The sequence below is a fragment of the Massilia sp. KIM genome (genome assembly GCF_002007115.1).
Taxonomy (GTDB): Bacteria; Pseudomonadota; Gammaproteobacteria; order Burkholderiales; family Burkholderiaceae_D; genus Telluria.
The window spans coordinates 211,624-233,219 of sequence record NZ_MVAD01000001.1; the positions used below are offsets into that span (position 1 = coordinate 211,624).

The following is a 21,596-nucleotide window of genomic DNA, read 5'->3' on the forward strand; positions in this document are numbered from 1 at the left end:
CTCGAACATGTTCAACCGACTCATCGAGGCGTCCATCGCCCACCGCTGGCTGGTGATGCTGGCGGTGCTGGCCATGGCCATCCTGGGCGCGGTCAACTACGGCCGCCTGCCGATCGACGCCGTGCCCGACCTCACCAACGTGCAGGTCCAGATCAACACCTCGGCGCCGGGCTATTCCCCGCTCGAGACCGAGCAGCGCATCACCTATCCGGTGGAGTCGGTGCTGTCCGGCCTGCCGGGCCTGGAACAGGTGCGCTCGCTGTCGCGCTACGGCCTGTCGCAGGTGACGGTGGTGTTCAAGGACGGCACCGACATCCATTTCGCGCGCCAGCTGGTCAGCCAGCGCCTGCAGGACGCGCGCGAGCAGCTTCCCGCGGGGGTGGTGCCGGCCATGGGCCCGATCGCCACCGGCCTGTCCGAGATCTACCTGTGGACCGTGGAAACCGTGCCGGGGGCGAAGAAGCCCGATGGCACGCCCTACACCCCGGCCGACCTGCGCGAGATCCAGGACTGGATCATCAAGCCCCAGCTGCGCACCGTGCCCGGCGTCACCGAGATCAATTCGATCGGCGGCTTCGACAAGGAATACCTGGTGGCCCCGGACATGGCCACGCTCTCGTCCTATGGCCTGGAGCTGGCCGACATCGTCGGGGCGCTGGAGAAGAACAACAGCAACGTCGGCGCCGGCTACATCGAGCGCGAGGGCGAGCAATACCTGGTGCGCGCCCCCGGCCAGGCGGCCTCGAAGGAGGACATCGGCAACGTGGTGGTGTCCACCGTGCGCGGCATCCCGGTGCGGGTGCGCGACGTGGCCGACGTCTCGGTCGGGCGCGAGCTGCGCACCGGCGCCGCCACCGAGAACGGCCAGGAAGTCGTGCTGGGCACGGTGTTCATGCTGCTCGGCGAGAACAGCCGCGCGGTGTCGAAGGCGGTGGACGCGCGCATGGCCGAGATCAACCGCTCGCTGCCGCCCGGGGTGAAGGCGGTCACGGTCTACGACCGCACCAAGCTGGTCGAACGCGCCATCGCCACCGTGCGCGACAACCTGCTGGAGGGCGCGGTGCTGGTGGTGGCCGTGCTCTTCCTCTTCCTCGGCAATATCCGCGCCGCCCTGCTCACCGCCATGGTGATCCCGCTGGCGATGCTGTTCACCTTTTCCGGCATGGTGGGCAACCGCATCAGCGCCAACCTGCTCAGCCTCGGCGCGCTCGACTTCGGCATCATCGTCGATGGCGCGGTAGTGATCGTCGAGAACTGCGTGCGCCACCTGGCCGCGGCCCAGGCCCGCCTGGGGCGCGAGCTCACGCGCGAGGAGCGCTTTCGCGAAGTGCTGGCGGCGGCGCGCGAGGCGCGCCGGCCGCTGGTCTACGGCCAGCTGATCATCATGATCGTCTACCTGCCGATCTTCGCCCTCACCGGCATCGAGGGCAAGATGTTCCACCCGATGGCCTTCACGGTGGTGATCGCGCTGCTGGGCGCGATGATCCTCTCGCTCACCTTCGTGCCGGCCGCGGTCGCGCTGTTCATCGGCCGCAGCGTGGTGGAGCGCGAAAGCCGGGCGCTGGGCGCGGCGCGCCGCTGGTATGAAGCCTGCCTGGGCTACGCCCTGGCCAACCGGCCGGTGGCCCTCGGCTTCGCCGTGCTGGCGCTGGCGGTCTCCGGCCTCATGGCGACCCGCCTGGGCGCCGAGTTCGCGCCCACGCTCGACGAAGGCGACCTGGCGGTGCTGGTCACGCGCGTGCCCGGCACCAGCCTGACGCAGTCGGTCAGGATGCAGCAGCAGATCGAGCTGGCCCTGCTGGCGGCCCACCCCGAGATCGAGCGGGTGTTCGCGCGCATCGGCACCGCCGAGGTGGCGTCCGACCCGATGCCGCCCAGCGTCGCGGACGGCCTCATCATGCTCAAGCCGGAGCGCGACTGGCCGCGGCCGCGCAAGACCCGCGCGCAGTTGCTGGAGGCGATGCGGCGCACCCTGGACGGCCTGCCCGGCAACAGCTACGAGTTCAGCCAGCCGATCCAGCTGCGCGTCAACGAACTGATCTCGGGCGTGCGCAGCGACGTGGCGGTGAAGGTGTTCGGCGACGACCTGGCGGTGCTGGACGCCACCGCGCGCCGCATCGCCGCCGTGCTGCGCCAGGTGCCGGGAGCGAGCGAGGTGCAGGTGGAGCAGACCACCGGGCTGCCGATGCTGCAGGTGCGGGTCGACCGCGAGCGCGCCGCGCGCATGGGCCTGAACATCGGCGACGTGCAGGAGACCATCGCCACCGCCACCGCGGGCCGCGCGGCCGGCGTGGTGTTCGAGGGCGACCGCCGCTTCGACATCGTGGTGCGCCTGCCCGAGGCGGTGCGCGCCGACGTCGACGCCCTGCGCCGGCTGCCGGTGGCGCTGCCGACGGCGGCCGGGGCGCCGCACAGCTTCATCGGCCTGGGCGAGATCGCCAGCTTCGAGACCACGCCCAGTCCCAACCAGTTCAGCCGCGAGCAGGGCAAGCGGCGGGTGGTGGTGAGCGCCAACGTGCGCGGGCGCGACATCGCCTCCTTCGTGGCGGATGCGCAACAGCGGATCGCGGCCCAAGTTCCGGTGCCCCCCGGCTACTGGACCGGCTGGGGCGGCCAGTTCGAGCACCTGCAGGCCGCCGCCGGCCGCCTGCAGCTGGTGGTGCCGGCCTCGCTGGCCCTGGTGTTCGCGCTGCTCTACCTGGTCTTCAACAACCTGCGCGACGGCCTGCTGGTGTTCACCGGGATTCCCTTCGCCCTGACCGGCGGCGTGTGCGCCCTGTGGCTGCGCGGGATTCCGTTCTCGATCTCGGCGGCGGTCGGCTTCATCGCCCTGTCCGGGGTGGCGGTCCTCAACGGGCTGGTGATGATCTCCTTCATCCGCCAGTTGCGCGAGGGCGGGGCGCCGCTGGGCGAGGCGGTGCGCGCGGGGGCGCTGGCGCGCCTGCGGCCGGTCCTGATGACGGCCCTGGTGGCTTCGCTCGGCTTCCTGCCGATGGCCCTGGCCACCGGCACCGGGGCCGAGGTGCAGCGGCCGCTGGCCACGGTGGTGATCGGCGGCATCCTGTCCTCGACCCTGCTGACCCTGATCCTGTTGCCGGTCATCTACGAGATGGCGCATGGCCGGGCGGAGCGTGCCCGCGCGGCCGTCGCAAATGTTAATTTGGAAGCGTAGAATGTCAAATTTCGTGGCCGGTGCCAGCAGTGCGCGAGCATTTCCATTTTTGCAGTGAAAATATCCAACAGACAACCCAACCGTGCCCTGTCCGCTATGGCGGAAATGGTATAGTTGGCTGTTTAGCTCTCTCGTGTATCTGCACGCACCAGGGGAATGGCCCGGTGCGTGACTCCGCCGACTATTCGAACAAAAGGACCGATCGATGACCACCATGGATTACGCAACCCGTATCAGCCAGATGCTGCAGGACCAGGAATCGGCCGTCGGCGCCGAATGGCTGGCGCAGCTCGAAGCGCTGCTGGTGCGCGGCACCAGCGCGGCGCGTGAACAGTTGCGTACCCACTGCCAGCAATTCCTGGCCGCCTTCACCGCCGCCACCCGCGGCGGTGAGCTCAACAACATCGAGCACCGCTCCTGGGACGAGGTGCGCGACCTGCTGGCCGAGATCTCCTCGACCCGCGCCAAGGCCGGCTCGACCCCGGCCGAAACCGCGACCTTCGTGTTCTCGCTCAAGCAGCCGCTGTTCGCCCGCCTGCGCGACAGCTTCGCCGGCGACGCCGAGGCGCTGGCCTCGGCTTCCTGGACCATCAACACCCTGCTGGACAAGCTCGGCCTGTACACCATCGAGGTGTTCCAGAAGACCAAGGACCAGATCATCGTGCGCCAGCAGCAGGAACTGCTGGAACTCTCGACCCCGGTGGTCAAGCTGTGGAACGGCATCCTGGCGCTGCCCCTGATCGGCACCCTGGACTCGGCCCGCACCCAGGTGGTGATGGAGAACATCCTGCAGAAGATCGTCGACACCGGCGCCGTGATCGCCATCATCGACATCACCGGCGTGCCGACCGTGGACACCCTGGTGGCCCAGCACCTGATGAAAACCATCGCCGCCGCGCGCCTGATGGGCGCGGACTGCATCATCAGCGGCATCCGCCCGCAGATCGCGCAGACCATCGTGCACCTGGGCGTGAACCTCGAGGACGTGGTCACCAAGGCCACCCTGGCCGACGCCTTCCTGGTGGCGCTCGAGCGCACCGGCACCTCGGTCATCAGCAAGCACGCCTGAGACCGCGCACATGGAACGCATCCCTATCCTGCGCATGGGCGACCTGCTGCTCGTGACGATCCAGGTCGACATGCACGACCGCCTGGCCATGACCCTGCAGGACGACCTGACCGAGCGCATCGTGCGCGACAACGCCAAGGGCGTCCTGATCGACATCTCGGCGCTCGACCTGGTCGACTCCTTCATCGGCCGCATGATCAGCAACACCGCCGCCATGGCGCGCGTGCTCGACGCCCAGACCGTGGTGGTGGGCATGCAGCCGGCGGTGGCGATCACCCTGGTCGAACTGGGCCTCACCCTGCACGGCGTGAAGACCGCATTGAACGTCGAGAAGGGCATGGCCCTGCTCGGAAAGAGCTATAAGTGATGGGTGACGCGCAGACCAATGTCCTGTTCGAGACCGAGCTGCTGGAGCGCCGCCGCCAGCAGCGCACGGGGCGGGTAATCCTGCCGCTGCGCTCGGACGAAGACGTCGTGGGCTTGCGCAAGCAGGTGCGCGAACGCGCGGTGGCGATCGCGCTCTCGCTGGTGGACCAGACCAAGCTGGTCACCGCCGCCAGCGAACTTGCGCGCAACACCCTCAAGTACGGCGGCGGCGGCGAAGTCTGCCTCGACGCGCTCTCGGACGGCATGCGCCAGGGCGTGGGGCTGATCTTCGTCGACGGCGGGCCGGGCATCCCCGACATCGACAGCGCCCTGCGCGACGGCTTCACCACCGGCGGCGGCCTCGGGCTGGGCCTGGGCGGTTCGCGCCGCCTGGTCGACGAGTTCGATATCGACAGCCGTCCGGGCGAGGGCACAGCCGTCTCGGTGGTCAAATGGAAACGCTGATCAGTTCGCGCAGTCCGCAACACGTGTTCGCGATCACCCACGCCAGCGACGTGGCGGCCGCGCGCCGGGTCGGCCAGCGCCTGGCCGACGCCCTCGGCTACAACGAGACGCGCGCCGGCCAGCTCGCCCTGATCATCACCGAGGCCGCGACCAACATCCTCAAGCACGCGGGCGAGGGCGAGATCCACGTCGGGCCGGCCCAGTCGGCCTCCGGCGTCGGGATCGACGTGCTGGCCATGGACAAGGGTCCCGGCATCCACGACCTGGCCGCCAGCCTGGTCGACGGCATGTCGACCGCCGGCACGGCGGGCACCGGCCTGGGAGCGCTGCGCCGCCTGTCCGACGAGTTCGACGTCTACACCGAGCCGGGCAAGGGCTCCGCCTTCTTCATGCGCCTGTGGCGCGACCTGCCCGCTCCCGACCATTGCGGCCTGGACGTGGGCGCGCTGTGGGCCCCGATGGCCGGCGAGGAAGCCTGCGGCGACGGCTGGGCGGTGAGCTGCGAGCGCGACGGCGCCACCCTGCTGGCGGCCGACGGGCTGGGACACGGCCCCGAGGCGGCGCGCGCCGCCAACCTCGCCATCGAGGCGCTGGCCCAGCGCCCCGGCATCCCGGCCGGCGAGCTGATGCACGCCGCCAACGAGGCCCTGCGCATCACGCGCGGCGCGGCCCTGGCCGCGGCCCGCCTCGACTACGACCGCGACGAGCTGCGCTTCGCCGGGGTCGGCAACATCGCCGGCTATGTCTTCGACGCCGGGCGCCGCGCCCTGGTCTCGCACAACGGCATCGTCGGCCACAACATGCGCAAGGTGCAGGAGTTCGCGCTGCCCTTCCGGCATGGGGCGCTGTGCATCCTGCATTCGGACGGCATCCAGACCCAGTGGGACCTGGGCCGCTACCCGGGCCTGGAGGGGCGCAGCCCGCTGCTCATCGCGGCGGTCCTGATGCGCGACTACATCCGCCGCCGCGACGACGCGATGGTGCTGGTGGTCAGGCGCGCGGGGACGCGCCGATGAGCGTCCAGCGCATCCTGAGCGTGGGCCTGGACAAGGACCAGGACGTGGTGCTGGTGCGCCAGCGCGCGCGCCAGGTGTCGAGCCTGCTCGGCTTCTCGCAGCAGGACCAGGTGCGCATCGCCACCGCGGTGTCCGAGGTGGCGCGCGGCGCCTGCCACCAGGGCTCCGGCGGTCGCGCCCAGTTCCAGCTGCGCGAGATGGGCGGGCGCCAGCACCTGGAGGTCTTGATCGGCGCCGGCAACGGCCCGCGCGCGGCCGGCCTGCCGGAATTCGACGACGAGGCCCAGTCGCTGCACCAGCTGGCGATCGTCACCGCGCACCGGCTGATGGACGCCTGCGAGGTCGACCCGGGCCCGGAAGGCGCGACCACGGTCACCGTGCGCAAGGCCCTGCCGCTCCAGGAGCGCATCGGTCCGGCGCGTCTGGCCGAACTGGGCGCGCGTCTGGCCGACAGCCCGGTCGCGAACACCCTGCACGAGCTGCAGGTGCAGAACCAGGAGCTGCTGTCGGCCCTGGCCGAGCTGCGCGAGCGCCAGGAAGACCTGCTCTCGCTCACCCGCGAGCTGGAAGACACCAACCGCGGCATCGTCGCCCTGTACGCCGAGATCGAGGACAAGGCCGAGCGCCTGCGCCGCGCCGACGAGATGAAGTCGCGCTTCCTGTCCAACACCAGCCACGAGCTGCGCACCCCGCTGTCCTCGATCCGCGCCCTGGCCCAGCTGCTGCTGGACCGCATGGACGGCGAGCTGACCGTGGAGCAGGAGCGCCAGGTGAAGTTCATCGAAAAGGCCGCGAGCGACCTGTCGGAGCTCGTTAACGACCTGCTCGACCTGGCCAAGATCGAGGCCGGGCGGGTGCAGGTGGCGATCGAGCCGGTGGTGGTCGAGAACCTGTTCCGCACGCTCAAGGGCATGATGCGGCCGCTGGTGGACGAGGGCAGGGTGGAGCTGGTGTTCGAGCCCTCCGGCATCGAGGAACCCTTCCATTCGGACGAAGGCAAGATCCAGCAGATCCTGCGCAACTTCATCTCGAACGCGCTCAAGTTCACCGAGCAGGGCTCGGTGATCGTGTTCGCCAGCCTGGACCTCGAGGACGACACCATCTCGTTCTCGGTAGCCGACACCGGGATCGGCATCGGTCCGGATAACCTGCAACTGATTTTCGAGGAGTTCAGCCAGATCGAGCACCCGCTGCAGCGGCGCAGCAAGGGTACCGGCCTTGGGCTCCCTTTATGCCGCAAGCTTGCCGGGCTGCTCGGCGGGCGGGTCGACGTGTCCAGCACGGTGGGTGTCGGTTCGACATTCACCCTGACACTGCCGCGCCGCGCGCCGCAGCCGCCGGCGGAGAACGACGGAACCGAACCATGATCGCCCATACGACCCAGATCCTGAACGTTGACGACAATGACGGCGCGCGCTACGCCAAGACGCGCATCCTGCAAAGCGCGGGATTCCAGGTGACCGAGGCCGCCAACGGCACCGACGCGCTCGACCTGGTCAAGCGCATGGTGCCGGCGCTGGTGCTGCTGGACGTGAAGCTCCCGGACATCAACGGCATCGAGGTGTGCCGCCGCATCAAGGCCGACCCCGAGACCAGCAGCGTGCTGGTGCTGCAGACCTCGGCCGCGCTGACCGGGCGCGCCGACAAGATCCGCGGCCTGGAGGGCGGCGCCGACAACTACCTGGCGGCGCCGATCGAGGCCGACGAGCTGATCGCCAACGTCAACGCCCTGCTGCGCATGCGCCAGACCCAGGTCGACCTGCGCGACAGCGAGGAGCGCTTCCGCCAGCTCACCGACAACATCGACGACGTGTTCTGGATGTTCTCGGTGCCGGGCCGCGAGCTGGTCTACGTCAGCCCGGCCTATGCGGCGGTCTGGGGCCGCAGCGCCGAGTCGCTGCGCCAGCAGCCGGGCGGCTGGCTGGACGCCGTGCATCCGGACGACCGCGTGATGATGACGCGGCGCTGGGAAGCCCTGGCCGAGGAACACCATTACGACGCCGAGTTCCGCATCCTCGACGCGGCCGGCCAGACGCGCTGGGTGCGCGACCGCCTGTTCCCGGTGCGCGCCACGCGCGGCGAGGTGTACCGGGTGGCGCGGGTGACCAGCGACATCACCGCGCGCAAGGAGATGGAAGCCCTGCTGCGCGTGGCCGACAGCAACAAGAACCAGTTCCTGGCGACCCTCGCGCACGAACTGCGCAACCCGCTCAGCCCGATCCGCAACGCCGCCGCCCTGCTGGGCGCGACGGGCGAGGGCGCGGCCGAGCACCAGGCGCGGGCGCGCGAAGTCATCACGCGCCAGGTCGACCACCTGGCCCACCTGGTGGACGACCTGCTCGACGTGGCGCGCATTTCGGAAGGCAAGATCGTGCTGCGCGAGGAAGAGGTTGACCTCGGCGCGGTCATCAGCCAGGCGATCGAGACCGCCGGTCCCCTGATCTCCGCGCGCGGCCACCGGCTGGAGGTGGTCAAGCCGGACCAGCAGGTGTGGGTCCGGGGCGACTCGGTGCGCCTGGCGCAGTCGATCGGCAACCTGCTGCACAACGCCGCCAAGTTCACCCCCAAGCACGGCGAGATTCTGCTCTCGGTTTCCCTGGCGGGGGAGGAGCGGGTGCGCATCTCGGTGCGCGACAACGGCATCGGCATCGCCGAGGACAACCTGCCGCGCATCTTCGGCATGTTCGCCCAGGTGGCGGTGCCGCCGGACCGCGCGCCGGAGGGCCTGGGCATCGGCCTGTCGCTGGTGTCGCACCTGATCGAGCTGCACGGCGGACGCCTGTCGGCCGACAGCGCGGGGATCGGCATGGGCAGCACCTTCACGGTCGAACTGCCGGTGCTGCGCGTGACCCAGCACAGCGGCGCCCAGGACGAGGACGCGGCGGTACGTGAGGACGGCGCCGGCATGCGCGTGCTGCTGGTGGACGACAACATCGACGCCATGGAGATGATGGGCTTCCTGCTGGGCGAGATGGGCTACGAGGCCACCACCACCGCCGACGCCAGCCAGATCGAGACGCTGGCGCTGCGCCACAAGCCGCACGTGATCGTGCTCGACATCGGCCTGCCGGGCGTGGATGGCTACGAGGTGGCGCGCCGCATCAAGCGCAATCCGGCGCTGTCGCGCATCCGCCTGGTGGCGCACACCGGCTATGGATCGCCCGAGGATCGCCGCCGCGCGCAGGAGGCGGGCTTCGACGCCCACCTGGTCAAGCCGGCCGAATTGCAGGATCTGGAAAAGGCGCTGCGGGGATAGGCCGGCGCGCCGCGGCGCCCTCGGGCGTCGTCAGATCGGCGCGGCCGCGACCAGGATGGCCCGGCTGGCCGCCTTCGCCAGGATCCGGTCCAGCGCCTCGACGTCGATCGGCTTGACGAAGTGGTGGTCGAAGCCGGCCGCGAAGGCCTTGTCGATGTCGTGCGTCTGTCCATAGCCGGTCAGCGCTACCAGCACCGCTTCCCCGGCGCCGGGCATGGCGCGCAGCCGGCGCGCCAGCTCGTAGCCGTCCATGCCGGGCAGGCCGATGTCGAGGATGTACAAGGCGTAGGCTTCCTGCGCGCTGCGCTCCAGCGCGCTCGGGGCGTCGGGCAGCACGCTGACCCGGTGGCCCTTGGCTTCCAGCAGGCTGGCCAGGGCGCGCGCGGCGTCCAGGTTGTCGTCGACGATCATCAGCCGCACTGGCGGCACGAGGCCGTGGGCCAGGGCCGGGACGGCGGCCGGCTGCTGGGCCTCGCCGGCCAGCAGCGGCAGGTGGAGGACGAAGCAGGAGCCCTTGCCGGGTCCCTCGCTGTGGCCCTCGACCCGTCCGCCATGCAGCGAGACGATGCTGCGCACCAGCGCCAGTCCCAGTCCGAGCCCGCCCTGGGCCCGCTCCGAGGTGCGCTTGGCCTGCCGGAACAGGTCGAACACGTGCGGCATCAGTTCGCTGTCGATGCCGATGCCGTTGTCGCGCACCGAGATCACCGCCTCGCCTTCGCGCAGCTCGACCTCGAGGGCGATGGCGCCGCCGTCCGGCGTGTACTTGGCGGCGTTGTTGAGCAGGTTCGACAGCACCTGGATCAGGCGCGTGCGGTCGCCCAGCACGCGCGCCTGGGGCGCGTCCGCCCGCACGGATAGCGTGTGGCGGTGGGCCAGCATCAGGGGCTGGGCCTGTTCGACCGCGCTGGCCACGACCGCGGCGACCTCCACCGGCTCCTTCTCGATCTCCACCAGGCCGCGCGTGACGCGCGAGACGTCCAGCAGGTCGTTGATCAGGGACTTGAGGTGGTCGACCTGGCGCACGATGACCTCGCTCGCGCGGCGCACCACGTTCTCGTTCTTCACGCCCAGCGCCAGGGTGTGGGCGGCGGCCGCGATCGGCGCCAGCGGATTGCGCAGTTCATGCGCCAGCATGGCCAGGAACTCGTCCTTGGTGCGGTTCTGGTTCTCGGCCTCGCGCCGGGCGTCGCGCTCGCTCGCCAGCAGGGTTTCGCGCTCGCGCTCGAGGGCGCGCCGGGCTTCGTTCTCGCGCGCCAGCTTGGCGCCGGCCTCGTTCAGGGCGCGCTGCAGCAGGTCGGCTTCGACCACGCCCGAGGGCCTGACCTCGGGGATGCCGCCCACCTCCAGCGTCTTGGCGGCCGCCAGCGTCAGCCGGGTGGACCCGGTGATGCGGCGCGCGAACAGGATGATGCCGGCCGCCGCGAAGGCGAGGGCGGCCACCAGCACCAGGGCCGCGAGGGCGGTGGCGGTGCGCGCCGGGCTGTTGATCTCGTCCATCGGCGAGGCGATGGCGACGGTCCAGGCGGCGCGTGAGGTATGGGTGAAGCTGGTATAGGCCTCGATCCCTTCGCGGGTGACGTTGGGGATCCTGCCGGAGGCGTTGCGGCGCGCCGCTTCGTACAGCTTGGGCTTGACCGGCTTGCCGATGAACTCGTTCTCGCGCAGGTTGCGCGCGAGGGTGACGCCGTCGGTGCCGAACACGCCGATCACCCAGCTGTGCGGCAGATCCTTGCGCAGCAGGAGCTTGGTGATGTGGCTGACGTGGAAGGTGTGGGTGATCAGGAACTGGCGGCCCTCGGCGGTGGTCACCGGCATCTGGACCGACACCACCTTGGATTTGCCCGCCCGTCCATCGCGCAGGTCGGACACGCTCGCGCGGTGGCGCGCGATGGCGTCCAGCACCCAGGGATTCGGACCTTCGTTGAATTGCGTGCCATAGGGATGGTGGGTGTGCATCAGCATGCGTCCGTCGGCGTCGTACAGCACGCCCCAGGAGTCGGCCGAGGTGATGGTCTTGCGCATCAGGTCGTAGACCGGCGCGAAGTCCTCGCGGCGCATCGGTTCGGTCTGGGCGATGACGCGCAGGGCGCCTTCGGCCGCGGCCAGCTCCTGGTCGATCGACAAGGCGATCGAGCGCGCCTTTTCGGCGACGCCGGCCAGGCGCGCCTCTCTTTCATCCTCCAGCAGCAGGTGCAGGCCCCAGGCCGACAGCGCCAGCAGGGGGGCCAGCACGATCAGGATGATCGCGGTCAGGTAACTACGCGTCTTCATGGAGAATGATGGGCATCGCCGCTTTCGCACGTGTTCTGCATGGCAGGGGCCGAAGATGGCGCCGGCCAGCCTGAAACCGGTTCATTCTAACAGGCCGGGCGCGCAGATGTATCGAATTGCAACGGAGCTGACGTGGGCCGGCGCAACAATCTAGACTGGGCGGTAGCGCTGGCTGACACCTGTCGGCTCGCCCGGCGCCACCCGCCGCAAGCCGGGTGCATGGGCCGGCGCCCCTCGGTATGATGCGAGCGCATCGCCGAACCAACCACCACAGCCCCATGAACACTCCCACTTCTTCGTCCTTTCCGCTTCCCGGCTGGCGCCGCGGCGCCTGCCGCCTGGCGCTGGCCTTCGCCTTCGTCGGCGCCCCGGCGAGCCAGAATGCGGCGGCCTCGATCCTGCCCGAGGTGCCGGACATCGCCGCCGTCACCGACTACCGGCCCAAGATCCCGCTGCGCGTCTACAGCGCGGACGGGGTCCTGATCGGCGAATTCGGCGCCGAGCGCCGCGAGTTCGTGCCGATCGCGAAGATCCCGGCCCAGATGAAGGCGGCCGTGCTGGCGATCGAGGACACCCGCTTTTACGAGCACAACGGCATCGACTGGATCCGCGCCCTGGGCGCGGCCAAGGCCAACCTGAGCAATCTTGGCGGCGGCTACGGCCAGGGCGCGTCCACCATCACCATGCAGGTGGCGCGCAACTTCTTCCTGTCGCGCGACAAGACCCTGCCGCGCAAGCTGACCGAGGTGGCGCTGGCCTACAAGATCGAGCAGGCCCTCAGCAAGGACCAGATCCTCGAGGTCTACATGAACCAGATCTACCTGGGCCAGCGCGCCTACGGCTTCGCGGCCGCCGCCCGCACCTATTTCGGCAAGCCGCTCGAGCAACTGAGCCTGGCCGAAACCGCGATGCTGGCCGGGCTGCCGCAGAACCCGGGCCGCCACAACCCGGTCGCCAACCCGCAGCGTGCGCAGCAGCGCCAGCGCGTGGTCCTCAAGCGCATGTTCGAGACCGGCAAGATCAGCCAGGCCCAGTACCGCCGCGCCCTCGACGAGCCGCTGCGCGTGCGCCGCGACGGCGCCGGCCCGGGCGCGGGTTCCGAGTACGTGGCGGAACTCGCGCGCCAGGCGGTGTTCGCGCGCTTCGGCGAAGCCTCCTACGAGCGCGGCATCAACGTCGTAACCACCATCGTCGCGGCCGAACAGGAAGCCGCCTACCAGTCGCTGCGCCGCAGCGTGCTGGCCTACGACCGCCGCCACGGCTACCGCGGGCCGGAAGCGCGCATCGCCCTGCCCAAGGGGGCGGACGAGCGCGAGGAGGCGGTGGCCGAGGCGCTGCAGAAGCGCGGCCCGGTCGGCGGCCTGCTGCCGGCCGTGGTCACCGCCGCCTCGCCCAAGCGGGTGCGCGCCGTGCTGGCGGGCGGCGAGACGATCGAGATCAGCGGGGCCGGCCTGGGCTTCGCCGCCGCCGCGCTGCAGCCGAAAGCGGGCAAGCAGCTGCGGATCGCGCCGGGCGCCGTGGTGCGCCTGGCGAAAACCAAGGGCCAGGTCTGGGAGATCGTCCAGCTGCCCGAGGTGGCGGCGGCCTTCGTCGCGATCGACGCCGGCACCGGCGCCTACCGCGCCATGGTCGGCGGTTTCGACTACCAGCTGCAAAAGCTCAACCACGTGACCCAGGCCTGGCGCCAGCCCGGTTCCGCGATCAAGCCCTTCGTCTATTCGGCGGCGCTGGAACGCGGCTTCTTCCCCGGCACGCCCATCCTCGACGAGCCGCTCGACTTCTCCGGCGAGAAGGACTACGCCAACTGGTCGCCGCGCAACGACGACAACACCTACGAGGGCCTGGTGACGGTGCGCCATGCGCTGACCCATTCGCGCAACGTGCCCACGGTGCGCATGCTGCGCAGCATGGACGTCGACTACACCCGCGATTATTTCAAGCGCTTCGGCTTCGACACCGCGCGTCACCCGCGCAACCTGACCCTGGCCCTGGGCACGGGCGCGGTGACGCCGCTGCAGATGGCCGGCGCCTACGCCGTGATCGCCAACGGCGGCTACCGCGTCCAGCCCTGGCTGATCGCGAAGATCCAGGACCGCGACGGCAAGCCGCTGTTCGAGGCGCCGCCGCCCCAGGTGCGCCAGGAGGGCGCGCGCGTGCTCGATCCGCGCAACGTCTTCATCCTCGACAGCATGCTGCGCGACGTGGCGCGCTTCGGCACGGCGGCCCAGGCCGGCCGCCAGCTAGGCCGCGTCGACATCGCGGGCAAGACCGGCACCACCAGCAACGCCATCGACGGCTGGTTCGGCGGCTATGGCGGCAACGTGGCGGCGGTGGCCTGGATGGGCTACGACGAACCGCGCTCGCTGGGCGGGCGCGAGTTCGGCTCGACGCTGGCGCTGCCGATCTGGATCGACTACATGAAAGTGGCCCTGGCCAAGACCCCCGAGCGTGCGCCGCTGGTGCCGGAGGGCGTGGTCCGCGACGGCGAGGACTGGGTGTATGCGGAATACGCCGGCCAGGCGCCGGTGGAGGAGAGCGCCGCGGCGCAGGCCCCGCAGCCGCAGGACAGCCCGCGCTGAAGCCCCGCGCTGGGCGCCCGCCGCGGGTTCAGGCCAGCAGCGCCACCGCCTTGACCTGGGCCCAGACCCGGGCCCCCGGCACGATGCCCAGCTCGCGCCGCGAGCGCTCCGAGATGCGCGCCAGCAGCGCGATGCCGCCGCACTGCAGCTTGACCAGCACCTGGCCGCTGGGCCCGGCCGGCGCGGTCTCGCTCACCTCGGCTGGCAGGATGTTGACGATGCTGGAGTGGCGTGGCCGCTCCAGGGCCAGGCTGACGTCGCGCGCCTGGATGCGGCAGCGCATGCGCGCGCCCGGCGCGCCCGTTGCGTCGGCGCGGCGCGCCGCGATCAGGGTCCCGCCCGGGAAAGCAAGGCGCGACATGCCGTCCTCGTCCAGCCCCTCCAGCACCGCGTCCACCACCACGCCGGCGTCGTCCTCGAAGGCGCCGGCCAGGTCTATGCGCGCCAGCAGCTCGGCCAGCGGCCCGCTGGCGCTGACCCGGCCGCCGTCCAGCAGCACCAGGTGGTCGGCCAGGCGCGCGACTTCGTCCGCCGCATGGCTGACGTAGACGATGGGCAGGGACAGCTCGTCGTGCAGGCGTTCCAGGTAGGGCAGGATCTCCAGCTTGCGGCGCAGGTCGAGGGCGGCCAGGGGCTCGTCCATCAGCAGCAGGCGCGGGGCCGCCACCAGGGTGCGCGCGATCGCCACCCGCTGGCGTTCGCCGCCCGACAGCGAGGCCGGGTCCTGGCCGAGCAGGTGCCCGATGCCGAGCAGTCCGGCGATCGTGTCCAGCTCCGGCTGGCGCTGCGGCGCGCGGCGGTCCAGGCGCCGGGCGCGCTTGCGCCCGAATTCCAGGTTGCCGCGCACCGACAGGTGGGGGAACAGGCTCGGTTCCTGGAACACCATGCCGACCGCGCGCTGCCAGGTGGGCACGAACAGGCCGCGCGCCTCGTCCTGCCAGACCTCGTCGCCCAGGGCCATGTAGCCGCCGGGCGCGCGTTCCAGTCCCGCGATGGCGCGCAGCAGCGTGGTCTTGCCCGAGCCGGAATGGCCGAACAGGGCGCTCACGCCGCTGGCGGGCAGGGTGAGGTCGGCTTCCAGGCGGAAGCCGCCGCGGTCGATGGCGAAGCGCGCACGGATGCTCATCGCCGGGCTCCGCGCATCGATTGCGGATACAGGGTGTAGAGCAGCAGCAGGACCACGAAGCTGAACACCAGCATGCCGCCCGCCAGCCAGTGGGCCTGGGCGTATTCCATCGCCTCGACGTGGTCGTAGATCTGGACTGAGACCACGCGGGTGCGTTCTGGGATGTTCCCGCCGATCATCAGCACCACGCCGAATTCGCCGATGGTGTGGGCGAAGCCGAGGATGGCGCCGGTGACGAAGCCGGGCCGCGCCAGCGGCAGCACCACCGAACGGAAGGTGTCCCAGGGGCTGGCGCGCAGGGTCGCCGCCACTTCCAGCGGGCGGTCGCCGATGGCCTCGAAGGCGTTGTGCAGCGGCTGCACCACGAAGGGCATCGAATACAGCACCGAGGCGATCACCAGACCGGGGAAGGTGAAGGCCAGGGTGCCCAGGCCGAGCGCGCCGCTCAGGCGCCCGAGCGGACCGTCGGGCCCCATCGCGAGCAGCAGGTAGAAGCCCAGCACCGTGGGCGGCAGCACCAGCGGCAGGGCGACCACCGCCGCCACCGCGTTCTTCAGGCGCGAGCGGGTGCGCGCCAGCCACCAGGCCAGGGGCGTGCCCAGCACCAGCAGCAGCAGGGTGACGATCGTCGCCAGTTCGAGCGTCAGGCGGATCGCGCCCAGGTCCTCGCGGGAGGGCATCAGATCTCGTAGCCGAAAGAGCGGATCAGGGCTTTCGCCTTGTCCGAGCGCAGGTAGTCGGCCAGCGCCCTGGCCGCCGGGTTGTCGCGGCCCTTGGCCAGGATGACGGCGTCCTGGCGGATCGGCGCGTGCAGGTCCGCCGGCACGACCCAGCCGGAGCCGCTGCTCAACTTGCCGTCACGCCAGACCTGGGCCATGGCGACGAAGCCCAGTTCGGCGTTGCCGGTGCTGGCGAACTGGTAGGCCTGGGCGATGCTTTCGCCCTGGACGATGCGCGGCTGGAGCGCGGCGCGCAGGCCCAGCTTGTCGAGCACGGCCACGGCCGCGGCGCCGTAGGGCGCGGTCTTCGGGTTGGCGATGGCGAGGTGGCGGAAACCGGACTTGAGCACCTCGCCGCGGGCGTCGACCACGCCCGGCTTGGGCGACCACAGCACCAGGCGGCCGACCGCGTAGGTGAAGCGCGTGCCGGCGGCGGCATGGCCCTCGGCTTCCAGTCTGGCCGGGGTCTCGTCGTCGGCCGAGAGCAGCATCTCGAAGGGGGCGCCATTGCGCACCTGCGCATAGAACTTGCCGGTGGCGCCGAAGGCCAGCCTGGCCTGGTGCCCGGTATCCTTCTGGAACTGGGCCGCGATGGCCTCCATGGGCGCGGTGAAGTTGGCGGCGACCGCGACCTGGACTTCGGCGGCCACTGCGCACAAGGGCAGGCCAAGGATGGCGATCAGGCAGGCATGGGCTTTCATGGTGGGCTCTCCGGCTGGTCTGGAAGCGTTATATATGCGAGTATATAACGATAGGATGGACCACTGGCAATAGGGTGGAGGGCATATGGGCATCGAACTGCAGGGCAAGCTGTGGATGGCGGTGGGGGGCGAGAACCTTGGGGGCCACCAGCGGGTCGAACTGCTGGCGCACATCGCGCAGGCCGGGTCGATCACCCAGGCCGCCAAGGCGGCCGGGCTCAGCTACAAAGCGGCCTGGGACGCGATCGACACCATGAACAACCTGGCGGGCGAGCCGCTGGTCGAGCGGCTGACCGGGGGCAAGGGTGGCGGCGGCACGCGCCTGACGGCGCGCGGGCAGCAGCTGGTGGATAACTTTCGCAAGATCGAACAGGTGCACCATGAGTTTCTCGAACGGCTCAACCGCCAGGCCGGCATGCTGGCCGACGACCTGGCCCTGCTGGGGAGGCTGGGCATGAAGACCAGCGCGCGCAACCAGTTCTTCGGGACCGTGCGCCGGGTGCGCACGGGCGCGGTGAACGACGAGGTCGAGCTGGAGCTGGCGGGCGGGCAGGCGATCGTCGCGGTCGTCACGCGCGAGAGCCTGCAGAACCTCGGGCTGGCGCCGGGGCGGCAGGCGTATGCGCTGGTGAAGTCCTCGTCGGTGATCGTGATGACCGGGAGCGGGGCGCGGCTGTCGGCGCGCAACCAGCTCGCCGGCAGCGTGGCGCGGGTGGTGCGTGGCGCGGTGAACGCGGAAGTGGTGATCGGACTGGAAGGGGGCGGCACGGTGGCGGCGACCATCACCAACGAGAGCCTGGATGCGCTCGCGCTGGAGGAGGGCTCCGAGGCCACCGCCCTGTTCAAGGCCTCGAGCGTGATCCTCGGATTGCCCTGAAACGTCCTCCCCGCCGGGGCGGAAAGGACGCTCGCTGCGAGCCTGGCTTACTTGTCGCTGACCGTGAACTCGCCGAAGGCCTTGAGCTGCTCGCCCACCGCCTTCTGGTCGCCAACCACGACGATCGACTGGTTCTCCGGCGCGAAGTACTTCTTCGACACCTCGCGCACCTGCTCCGGCGTGACCTTCTGGATCAGCGGCACGTACTGGCCGAGGAATTCGGCCGGCAGCCCCACCAGCCAGTTCGAGGCCAGGGTGGTGGCGACGCCGCGCTGCAGCTGGTTGGTCAGCAGGTAGCCGCCCGCCAGGTAGCGCTTGTTCATCTCCATTTCCTTGGCCGGCACCGGCTCGGCGCCGATGCGCTTGTACTCGCTGAAGTACTCGTTCAGCGAGGCCGCGGTCACCTCGTTGCGCACCTCGGCCCCGCCCACGATGGCGCCGCCGGCGCGGTTCATGCGCGCGCCCGCCGATGCGCCGTAGGTGTAGCCCTTTTCCTCGCGCAGGTTGGTGTTGATGCGGCTCGAGAAGCCGCCGCCCAGGATGGTGCTCGCCAGGCGCAGCGGGATCTGGTCGGGCGCGCTGGCGGCGATGCCCGGGCTGCCCAGGCGCAGCGCCGACTGCACGCTGCCGTCGCGCTGCAGCAGGATGCGTGCGGGCTTGGCCGCCGCCGGCGCCGGGGCGGTCTCGGTCAGGGCCGGGCCGCTCGCCTTCCAGTCGGCGAAGGCCTGCTGGGCCATCTTCATCGCCTCGGCTTCCTTGATGCGGCCGGTGATCACGAGCAGGGCGCGGTCCGGACGGAAGCGCTTGGCGTGTTCGGCGCGCAGCATTTCCTGGGTCACGACATTGATCGATTCCACGGTCGGGGTGGTGCGGCCATAGGGGTGGTCGCCATAGACCGCCTTGCTGATCGCGCGCTCGGCGCGGAAGGCCGGCTGGGTCTCGGACACGCGCAGCGACTGCAGCGCATTGGCCTTGGCCAGCTGGACTTCGTTCTCGGGGAAGGACGGCGAGCGCGTGACTTCGGCCAGCAGCTGCATCATGGGCGCGGCGTGCGAGCTCAGGGCGTTGGCCTGGATCAGGATGCCGTCCGAGGTCGGGCTGGCGCCCACTTCGCCGCCCATGCCCTGGGCCGCCTCGGCGATCGCGCGCGAGTCGCGCTTGGCCGTGCCTTCGTTGAGCAGGCCGGCCAGCATGTTGGCGAAGGCCGGGTGGGCCGGGTCGTCGGCGGCGAAGCCGGCGCCGCGGATGGCCAGCACGTAGTCCACGCGCGGCAGGCCCTGGCGCGGCACCACCCACACGGTCAGGCCGTTGGGCAGGGTCTTCTTGGCGATCTTCGGCACCGGGATCGGCTTGTCGGCGGCGTAGGACGGCATGCCTGCCGGAGCGGGCGCGTCGGCGAAGGCGGCGGCCGGCGCGAAGGCGAGCGAGACGGCCAGTGCGAGCATCAGTTTGTGCATGATGCGCTCCTCATTTGGTGGCGCCAGCAGGCGCATTGTTGGTCGGGGCGGCGGAGGCCTTGTTCTCGGCGGCCAGCATGGCGGCCGGCTTGCGGTCGATGACGGTGCGGTTGGTCGGCACCAGGTAGGTGCGGATCACGCGCTGGATGTCGGCCGAGCTCACGCCTTCGATCCAGCCCGGGATCTTGTTGACCACGTTGGCGTCGCCCCACAGGGTCTGCAGCTTGGCCAGGGTGTCGGCGCGGTTGATGAAGCTTTCCAGCTTGTTGTTCCAGTCGGCGATCATGCGGGTCTTGACGCGCTTGAGCGTGGCATCGTCCACGCCTTTCTCGGCGATCTTGGCGACCTCCTCGTCCATGGCCTTGAGCAGGGCGTCGGCGCTGCTGTTCGGCTTGTACAGCGCGAACACGGTCAGCAGGGTGGGGCCGTTGTATTCCCAGGGGCTGGTCAGGCCGAACAGGGTGTCGACGTTGAGCGCGATCTCGCGCCCCTTGACCAGGCCCTGGTAGAACACCGAGGCGTCGCCGCCGGCCAGCAGTTCGGCCAGCACCGCCATCGGCGCCTGGTCGCGGCTGCCGCGTTCCGGCACCTTCCAGGCGGCGGCGATGGCCGGCACCTGGGCCAGGGCGTCGCTCTGCACCACGCGCTTTTCGGCGGTGTTGAGCGGCTCGGAGAAGTCGCCCGGCTTCGGGGTCGGACGGGCCGGGATCTTGCCGAAGTATTTCTCGGCCAGCGCGAAGCCCTGTTGCGGCGAGATGTCGCCGGCGATCGCCAGCACCGCGTTGTTGGGGCCGTAGTAGTCGCGGTGGAAGGCGCGCACGTCGTCCAGGTTGGCGTTCTCCAGGTCCTCGAAGCTGCCGTAGCCGTCGTGGTTGTTCTCCCATTTCTGGAAGGCCTGCTGGCTGATGTCGATCCACATGAAGCCGCCGTAGGGCTGGTTCTTCACGTTCACGCGGATCTCTTCCTTGACCACGTCCTGCTGGTTCTTCAGGGTCTTCTCGTTGAAGTCGAGGGTCTTCATCCGGTCCGCTTCCAGCCACAGGATCGGTTCCAGCGCCGACACCGGCGCGGTTTCGATGTAGTTGGTGAAGTCCGGCCGGGTCGAACCGTTGTTGCGCCCGCCGCCCGCGGTGATGGTGGTGTCGAACACGCCCTTGGGCGCATTCGGCGTGCCCTGGAACATCAGGTGCTCGAACAGGTGGGCGAAGCCGGTGCGGTTGCGCGGTTCTAGGCGCATGCCGACGTGGTAGACCACCGACACGCCCACGGTCGGCGACGTGCGGTCTTCCGAGACGACGACGGTCAGGCCGTTGTCGAGTTTTTTGACGTTGACCGGAAGGGTCCACTGGTCTTTCGGTGCGGCGAAAGCCGACACCGACAGCGTGATCCCGGCCAGCAATACAGGTAAATGGCGCATGCGCATGGTGACCTCGAAAATGAACTCTGAAAGATGAGCTTCGATGACGGCTTGGTGTCCTGTCAAGGTCCGCATCTTATCTCAATGTCATGCCAATAAGTAATCTTTTTATTGCGCCAGGTCATGACATTGTGTTGTCATGGCGACGTGCATCCATCAGGCCCATGCGCGCCCTGTGCCGCGTTTTTTGCAGTTCGTCGCATCCGGCGCGATCGCAGCGCCGGGCTTGGATATAGTTGCAACATGCCAAATCGGTAAGTAACTGAAGAGCAAGCAAGAGGCCGCCACGAGCGCCCGCATCGGAACAGACGAGGAAATTGGAGGACGCTGGATGAATCACCTGATCAAGCTGGGCGTGGCGCTGACCACCCTGTGCACCTGCTGCGGCATCGTGAAGGCAGGGCAGGACGTGGCCACGGAGACGCGCCCGATCGATGCGCGCGTGGTGCGCGTCAAGCTCGACGGGGTGGTCGACATGAAGATCCGCCAGGGCAGCAACGCCACCCTGGTCCTGACCGGCGACCCGCGCCTGCTGGGCAAGACCACCACCCTGCAGAGCGGCGACACCCTCAACATCGACACCGAGACGCGCGGCGTCGGCCTGAACCTGGGGCGCAGCCCCGGCCTGCGCGCCGAGCTGGTGCTGCCGAGCCTGCGCGAAGTGTCGTCCGAGAGCGTCGGCGCCACCGAGGTCAGCGGCTTCTCCGGCGAGGAACTCGAGCTCACCCTGGACGGGGCCGGCTCCATGAACGTGTTGTCGAATTACCGCTTCGTGACCGCCAGCCTGGGCGGCGTGGGCAGCATGCGGGTCCATGGCATCAACAGCGAGGGCATCGACCTGAACCTGCGTGGCGCCGGCTACGTGACCCTGTCCGGGCGCAGCAAGAGCCTGAAGGCCGAGCTGGGCGGCCTGGGCGGGCTGGACGCCCAGCAGTGCACGGCCGAGAACGTGACCCTGGAGCTGTCGGGACTGGGCAACGCCACCGTGACCGCCCACCAGAACGCCAACCTGACCCTGTCGGGCATGGGCTCGGTGACCGTGTACGGCAAGCCGCAGACCCGCAAGGTGGCGGTGGAGGGCCTGGGCAAGGTCAGCTGGAAGTAA

The 21,596-nt window shown here is 69.9% G+C and carries 16 protein-coding genes; 10 read left to right on the forward strand and 6 right to left on the reverse strand.

Going from position 1 to position 21,596, the window contains the following annotated elements:
* Positions 1-7 precede the first annotated feature (7 nt).
* The 7 genes from B0920_RS01040 (at position 8) to B0920_RS01070 (ending at position 9,344) form a co-directional block, all read left to right on the forward strand.
* Positions 8-3,172: an efflux RND transporter permease subunit gene (locus B0920_RS01040; protein ID WP_078033239.1), complete on the forward strand. Its 3,165-nt coding sequence runs from the start codon at positions 8-10 to the stop codon at positions 3,170-3,172.
* Positions 3,173-3,377: 205 nt separating this feature from the next.
* The gene (locus B0920_RS01045; protein WP_078030743.1) at positions 3,378-4,241 is read left to right on the forward strand and encodes an STAS domain-containing protein; all 864 of its coding nucleotides are present in this window, start codon (positions 3,378-3,380) and stop codon (positions 4,239-4,241) included.
* Between the two features lie 10 nt (positions 4,242-4,251).
* Entirely contained in the window at positions 4,252-4,608 is a 357-nt protein-coding gene (locus B0920_RS01050) for an STAS domain-containing protein (RefSeq protein ID WP_078030744.1), read from the forward strand.
* On the forward strand, positions 4,608-5,072 hold the full coding sequence (locus B0920_RS01055) for an anti-sigma regulatory factor (protein ID WP_078030745.1): 465 nt from the start codon (positions 4,608-4,610) through the stop codon (positions 5,070-5,072). The genes B0920_RS01050 and B0920_RS01055 overlap by 1 nt, the downstream gene beginning before the upstream one ends.
* The gene (locus tag B0920_RS01060) at positions 5,060-6,088 is read left to right on the forward strand and encodes an ATP-binding SpoIIE family protein phosphatase (protein ID WP_078030746.1); all 1,029 of its coding nucleotides are present in this window, start codon (positions 5,060-5,062) and stop codon (positions 6,086-6,088) included. Before B0920_RS01055 ends, B0920_RS01060 begins: the two co-directional genes overlap by 13 nt.
* The gene (locus B0920_RS01065; protein ID WP_078030747.1) at positions 6,085-7,455 is read left to right on the forward strand and encodes a sensor histidine kinase; all 1,371 of its coding nucleotides are present in this window, start codon (positions 6,085-6,087) and stop codon (positions 7,453-7,455) included. Before B0920_RS01060 ends, B0920_RS01065 begins: the two co-directional genes overlap by 4 nt.
* Positions 7,452-9,344, forward strand: coding sequence for a response regulator (locus tag B0920_RS01070; protein WP_078030748.1), 1,893 nt, complete (start codon positions 7,452-7,454; stop codon positions 9,342-9,344). Before B0920_RS01065 ends, B0920_RS01070 begins: the two co-directional genes overlap by 4 nt.
* 30 nt (positions 9,345-9,374) lie before the next feature.
* On the opposite strand, the gene B0920_RS01075 is transcribed toward B0920_RS01070, so the two are convergent.
* The gene (locus B0920_RS01075; RefSeq protein ID WP_078030749.1) at positions 9,375-11,615 is read right to left on the reverse strand and encodes an ATP-binding protein; all 2,241 of its coding nucleotides are present in this window, start codon (positions 11,613-11,615) and stop codon (positions 9,375-9,377) included.
* Positions 11,616-11,893: 278 nt separating this feature from the next.
* On the opposite strand from B0920_RS01075, the gene B0920_RS01080 reads away from it, so the two are divergent.
* Complete coding sequence (locus tag B0920_RS01080; RefSeq protein ID WP_078030750.1) at positions 11,894-14,194, forward strand: penicillin-binding protein 1A; 2,301 nt, start codon at positions 11,894-11,896, stop codon at positions 14,192-14,194.
* A 28-nt stretch (positions 14,195-14,222) separates the two neighbouring features.
* Here the strand turns inward: B0920_RS01080 and modC are convergent, their stop codons facing one another.
* Genes modC through modA form a run of 3 tightly spaced genes read right to left on the reverse strand, consistent with a single transcriptional unit; the run spans position 14,223 to position 16,740 of the window.
* The gene (gene modC / locus B0920_RS01085) at positions 14,223-15,320 is read right to left on the reverse strand and encodes a molybdenum ABC transporter ATP-binding protein (RefSeq protein WP_078030751.1); all 1,098 of its coding nucleotides are present in this window, start codon (positions 15,318-15,320) and stop codon (positions 14,223-14,225) included.
* Complete coding sequence (gene modB, locus B0920_RS01090) at positions 15,317-16,000, reverse strand: molybdate ABC transporter permease subunit (RefSeq protein WP_078030752.1); 684 nt, start codon at positions 15,998-16,000, stop codon at positions 15,317-15,319. The genes modC and modB overlap by 4 nt, the downstream gene beginning before the upstream one ends.
* The gene (modA, locus tag B0920_RS01095) at positions 16,000-16,740 is read right to left on the reverse strand and encodes a molybdate ABC transporter substrate-binding protein (RefSeq protein WP_078030753.1); all 741 of its coding nucleotides are present in this window, start codon (positions 16,738-16,740) and stop codon (positions 16,000-16,002) included. The genes modB and modA overlap by 1 nt, the downstream gene beginning before the upstream one ends.
* Before the next feature lie 85 nt (positions 16,741-16,825).
* Here modA and B0920_RS01100 point away from each other — a divergent pair, with 85 nt between their 5' ends.
* The gene (locus B0920_RS01100) at positions 16,826-17,617 is read left to right on the forward strand and encodes a TOBE domain-containing protein (protein WP_078030754.1); all 792 of its coding nucleotides are present in this window, start codon (positions 16,826-16,828) and stop codon (positions 17,615-17,617) included.
* 47 nt (positions 17,618-17,664) lie between these two features.
* Here B0920_RS01100 and B0920_RS01105 read toward each other — a convergent pair whose 3' ends face one another.
* Positions 17,665-19,074 (reverse strand): pitrilysin family protein, encoded by a 1,410-nt coding sequence (locus tag B0920_RS01105; protein ID WP_078030755.1) that lies wholly within the window; start codon positions 19,072-19,074, stop codon positions 17,665-17,667.
* Between the two features lie 10 nt (positions 19,075-19,084).
* Positions 19,085-20,497, reverse strand: a complete 1,413-nt coding sequence (locus tag B0920_RS01110; protein ID WP_078030756.1) for a pitrilysin family protein — start codon at positions 20,495-20,497, stop codon at positions 19,085-19,087.
* Positions 20,498-20,822: 325 nt separating this feature from the next.
* Here B0920_RS01110 and B0920_RS01115 point away from each other — a divergent pair, with 325 nt between their 5' ends.
* The gene (locus tag B0920_RS01115; protein WP_078030757.1) at positions 20,823-21,596 is read left to right on the forward strand and encodes a GIN domain-containing protein; all 774 of its coding nucleotides are present in this window, start codon (positions 20,823-20,825) and stop codon (positions 21,594-21,596) included.

Excerpts from the sequence above, each read along its gene's own strand:
- B0920_RS01040 (WP_078033239.1), top strand. The coding sequence starts at position 8 with ATGTTCAACCGACTCATCGAGGCGTCCATCGCCCACCGCTGGCTGGTG.
- B0920_RS01045 (WP_078030743.1), top strand. The coding sequence starts at position 3,378 with ATGACCACCATGGATTACGCAACCCGTATCAGCCAGATGCTGCAGGAC.
- B0920_RS01050 (WP_078030744.1), top strand. The coding sequence starts at position 4,252 with ATGGAACGCATCCCTATCCTGCGCATGGGCGACCTGCTGCTCGTGACG.
- B0920_RS01055 (WP_078030745.1), top strand. The coding sequence starts at position 4,608 with ATGGGTGACGCGCAGACCAATGTCCTGTTCGAGACCGAGCTGCTGGAG.
- B0920_RS01060 (WP_078030746.1), top strand. The coding sequence starts at position 5,060 with ATGGAAACGCTGATCAGTTCGCGCAGTCCGCAACACGTGTTCGCGATC.
- B0920_RS01065 (WP_078030747.1), top strand. The coding sequence starts at position 6,085 with ATGAGCGTCCAGCGCATCCTGAGCGTGGGCCTGGACAAGGACCAGGAC.
- B0920_RS01070 (WP_078030748.1), top strand. The coding sequence starts at position 7,452 with ATGATCGCCCATACGACCCAGATCCTGAACGTTGACGACAATGACGGC.
- B0920_RS01075 (WP_078030749.1), bottom strand. The coding sequence starts at position 11,615 with ATGAAGACGCGTAGTTACCTGACCGCGATCATCCTGATCGTGCTGGCC.
- B0920_RS01080 (WP_078030750.1), top strand. The coding sequence starts at position 11,894 with ATGAACACTCCCACTTCTTCGTCCTTTCCGCTTCCCGGCTGGCGCCGC.
- modC (WP_078030751.1), bottom strand. The coding sequence starts at position 15,320 with ATGAGCATCCGTGCGCGCTTCGCCATCGACCGCGGCGGCTTCCGCCTG.
- modB (WP_078030752.1), bottom strand. The coding sequence starts at position 16,000 with ATGCCCTCCCGCGAGGACCTGGGCGCGATCCGCCTGACGCTCGAACTG.
- modA (WP_078030753.1), bottom strand. The coding sequence starts at position 16,740 with ATGAAAGCCCATGCCTGCCTGATCGCCATCCTTGGCCTGCCCTTGTGC.
- B0920_RS01100 (WP_078030754.1), top strand. The coding sequence starts at position 16,826 with ATGGGCATCGAACTGCAGGGCAAGCTGTGGATGGCGGTGGGGGGCGAG.
- B0920_RS01105 (WP_078030755.1), bottom strand. The coding sequence starts at position 19,074 with ATGCACAAACTGATGCTCGCACTGGCCGTCTCGCTCGCCTTCGCGCCG.
- B0920_RS01110 (WP_078030756.1), bottom strand. The coding sequence starts at position 20,497 with ATGCGCATGCGCCATTTACCTGTATTGCTGGCCGGGATCACGCTGTCG.
- B0920_RS01115 (WP_078030757.1), top strand. The coding sequence starts at position 20,823 with ATGAATCACCTGATCAAGCTGGGCGTGGCGCTGACCACCCTGTGCACC.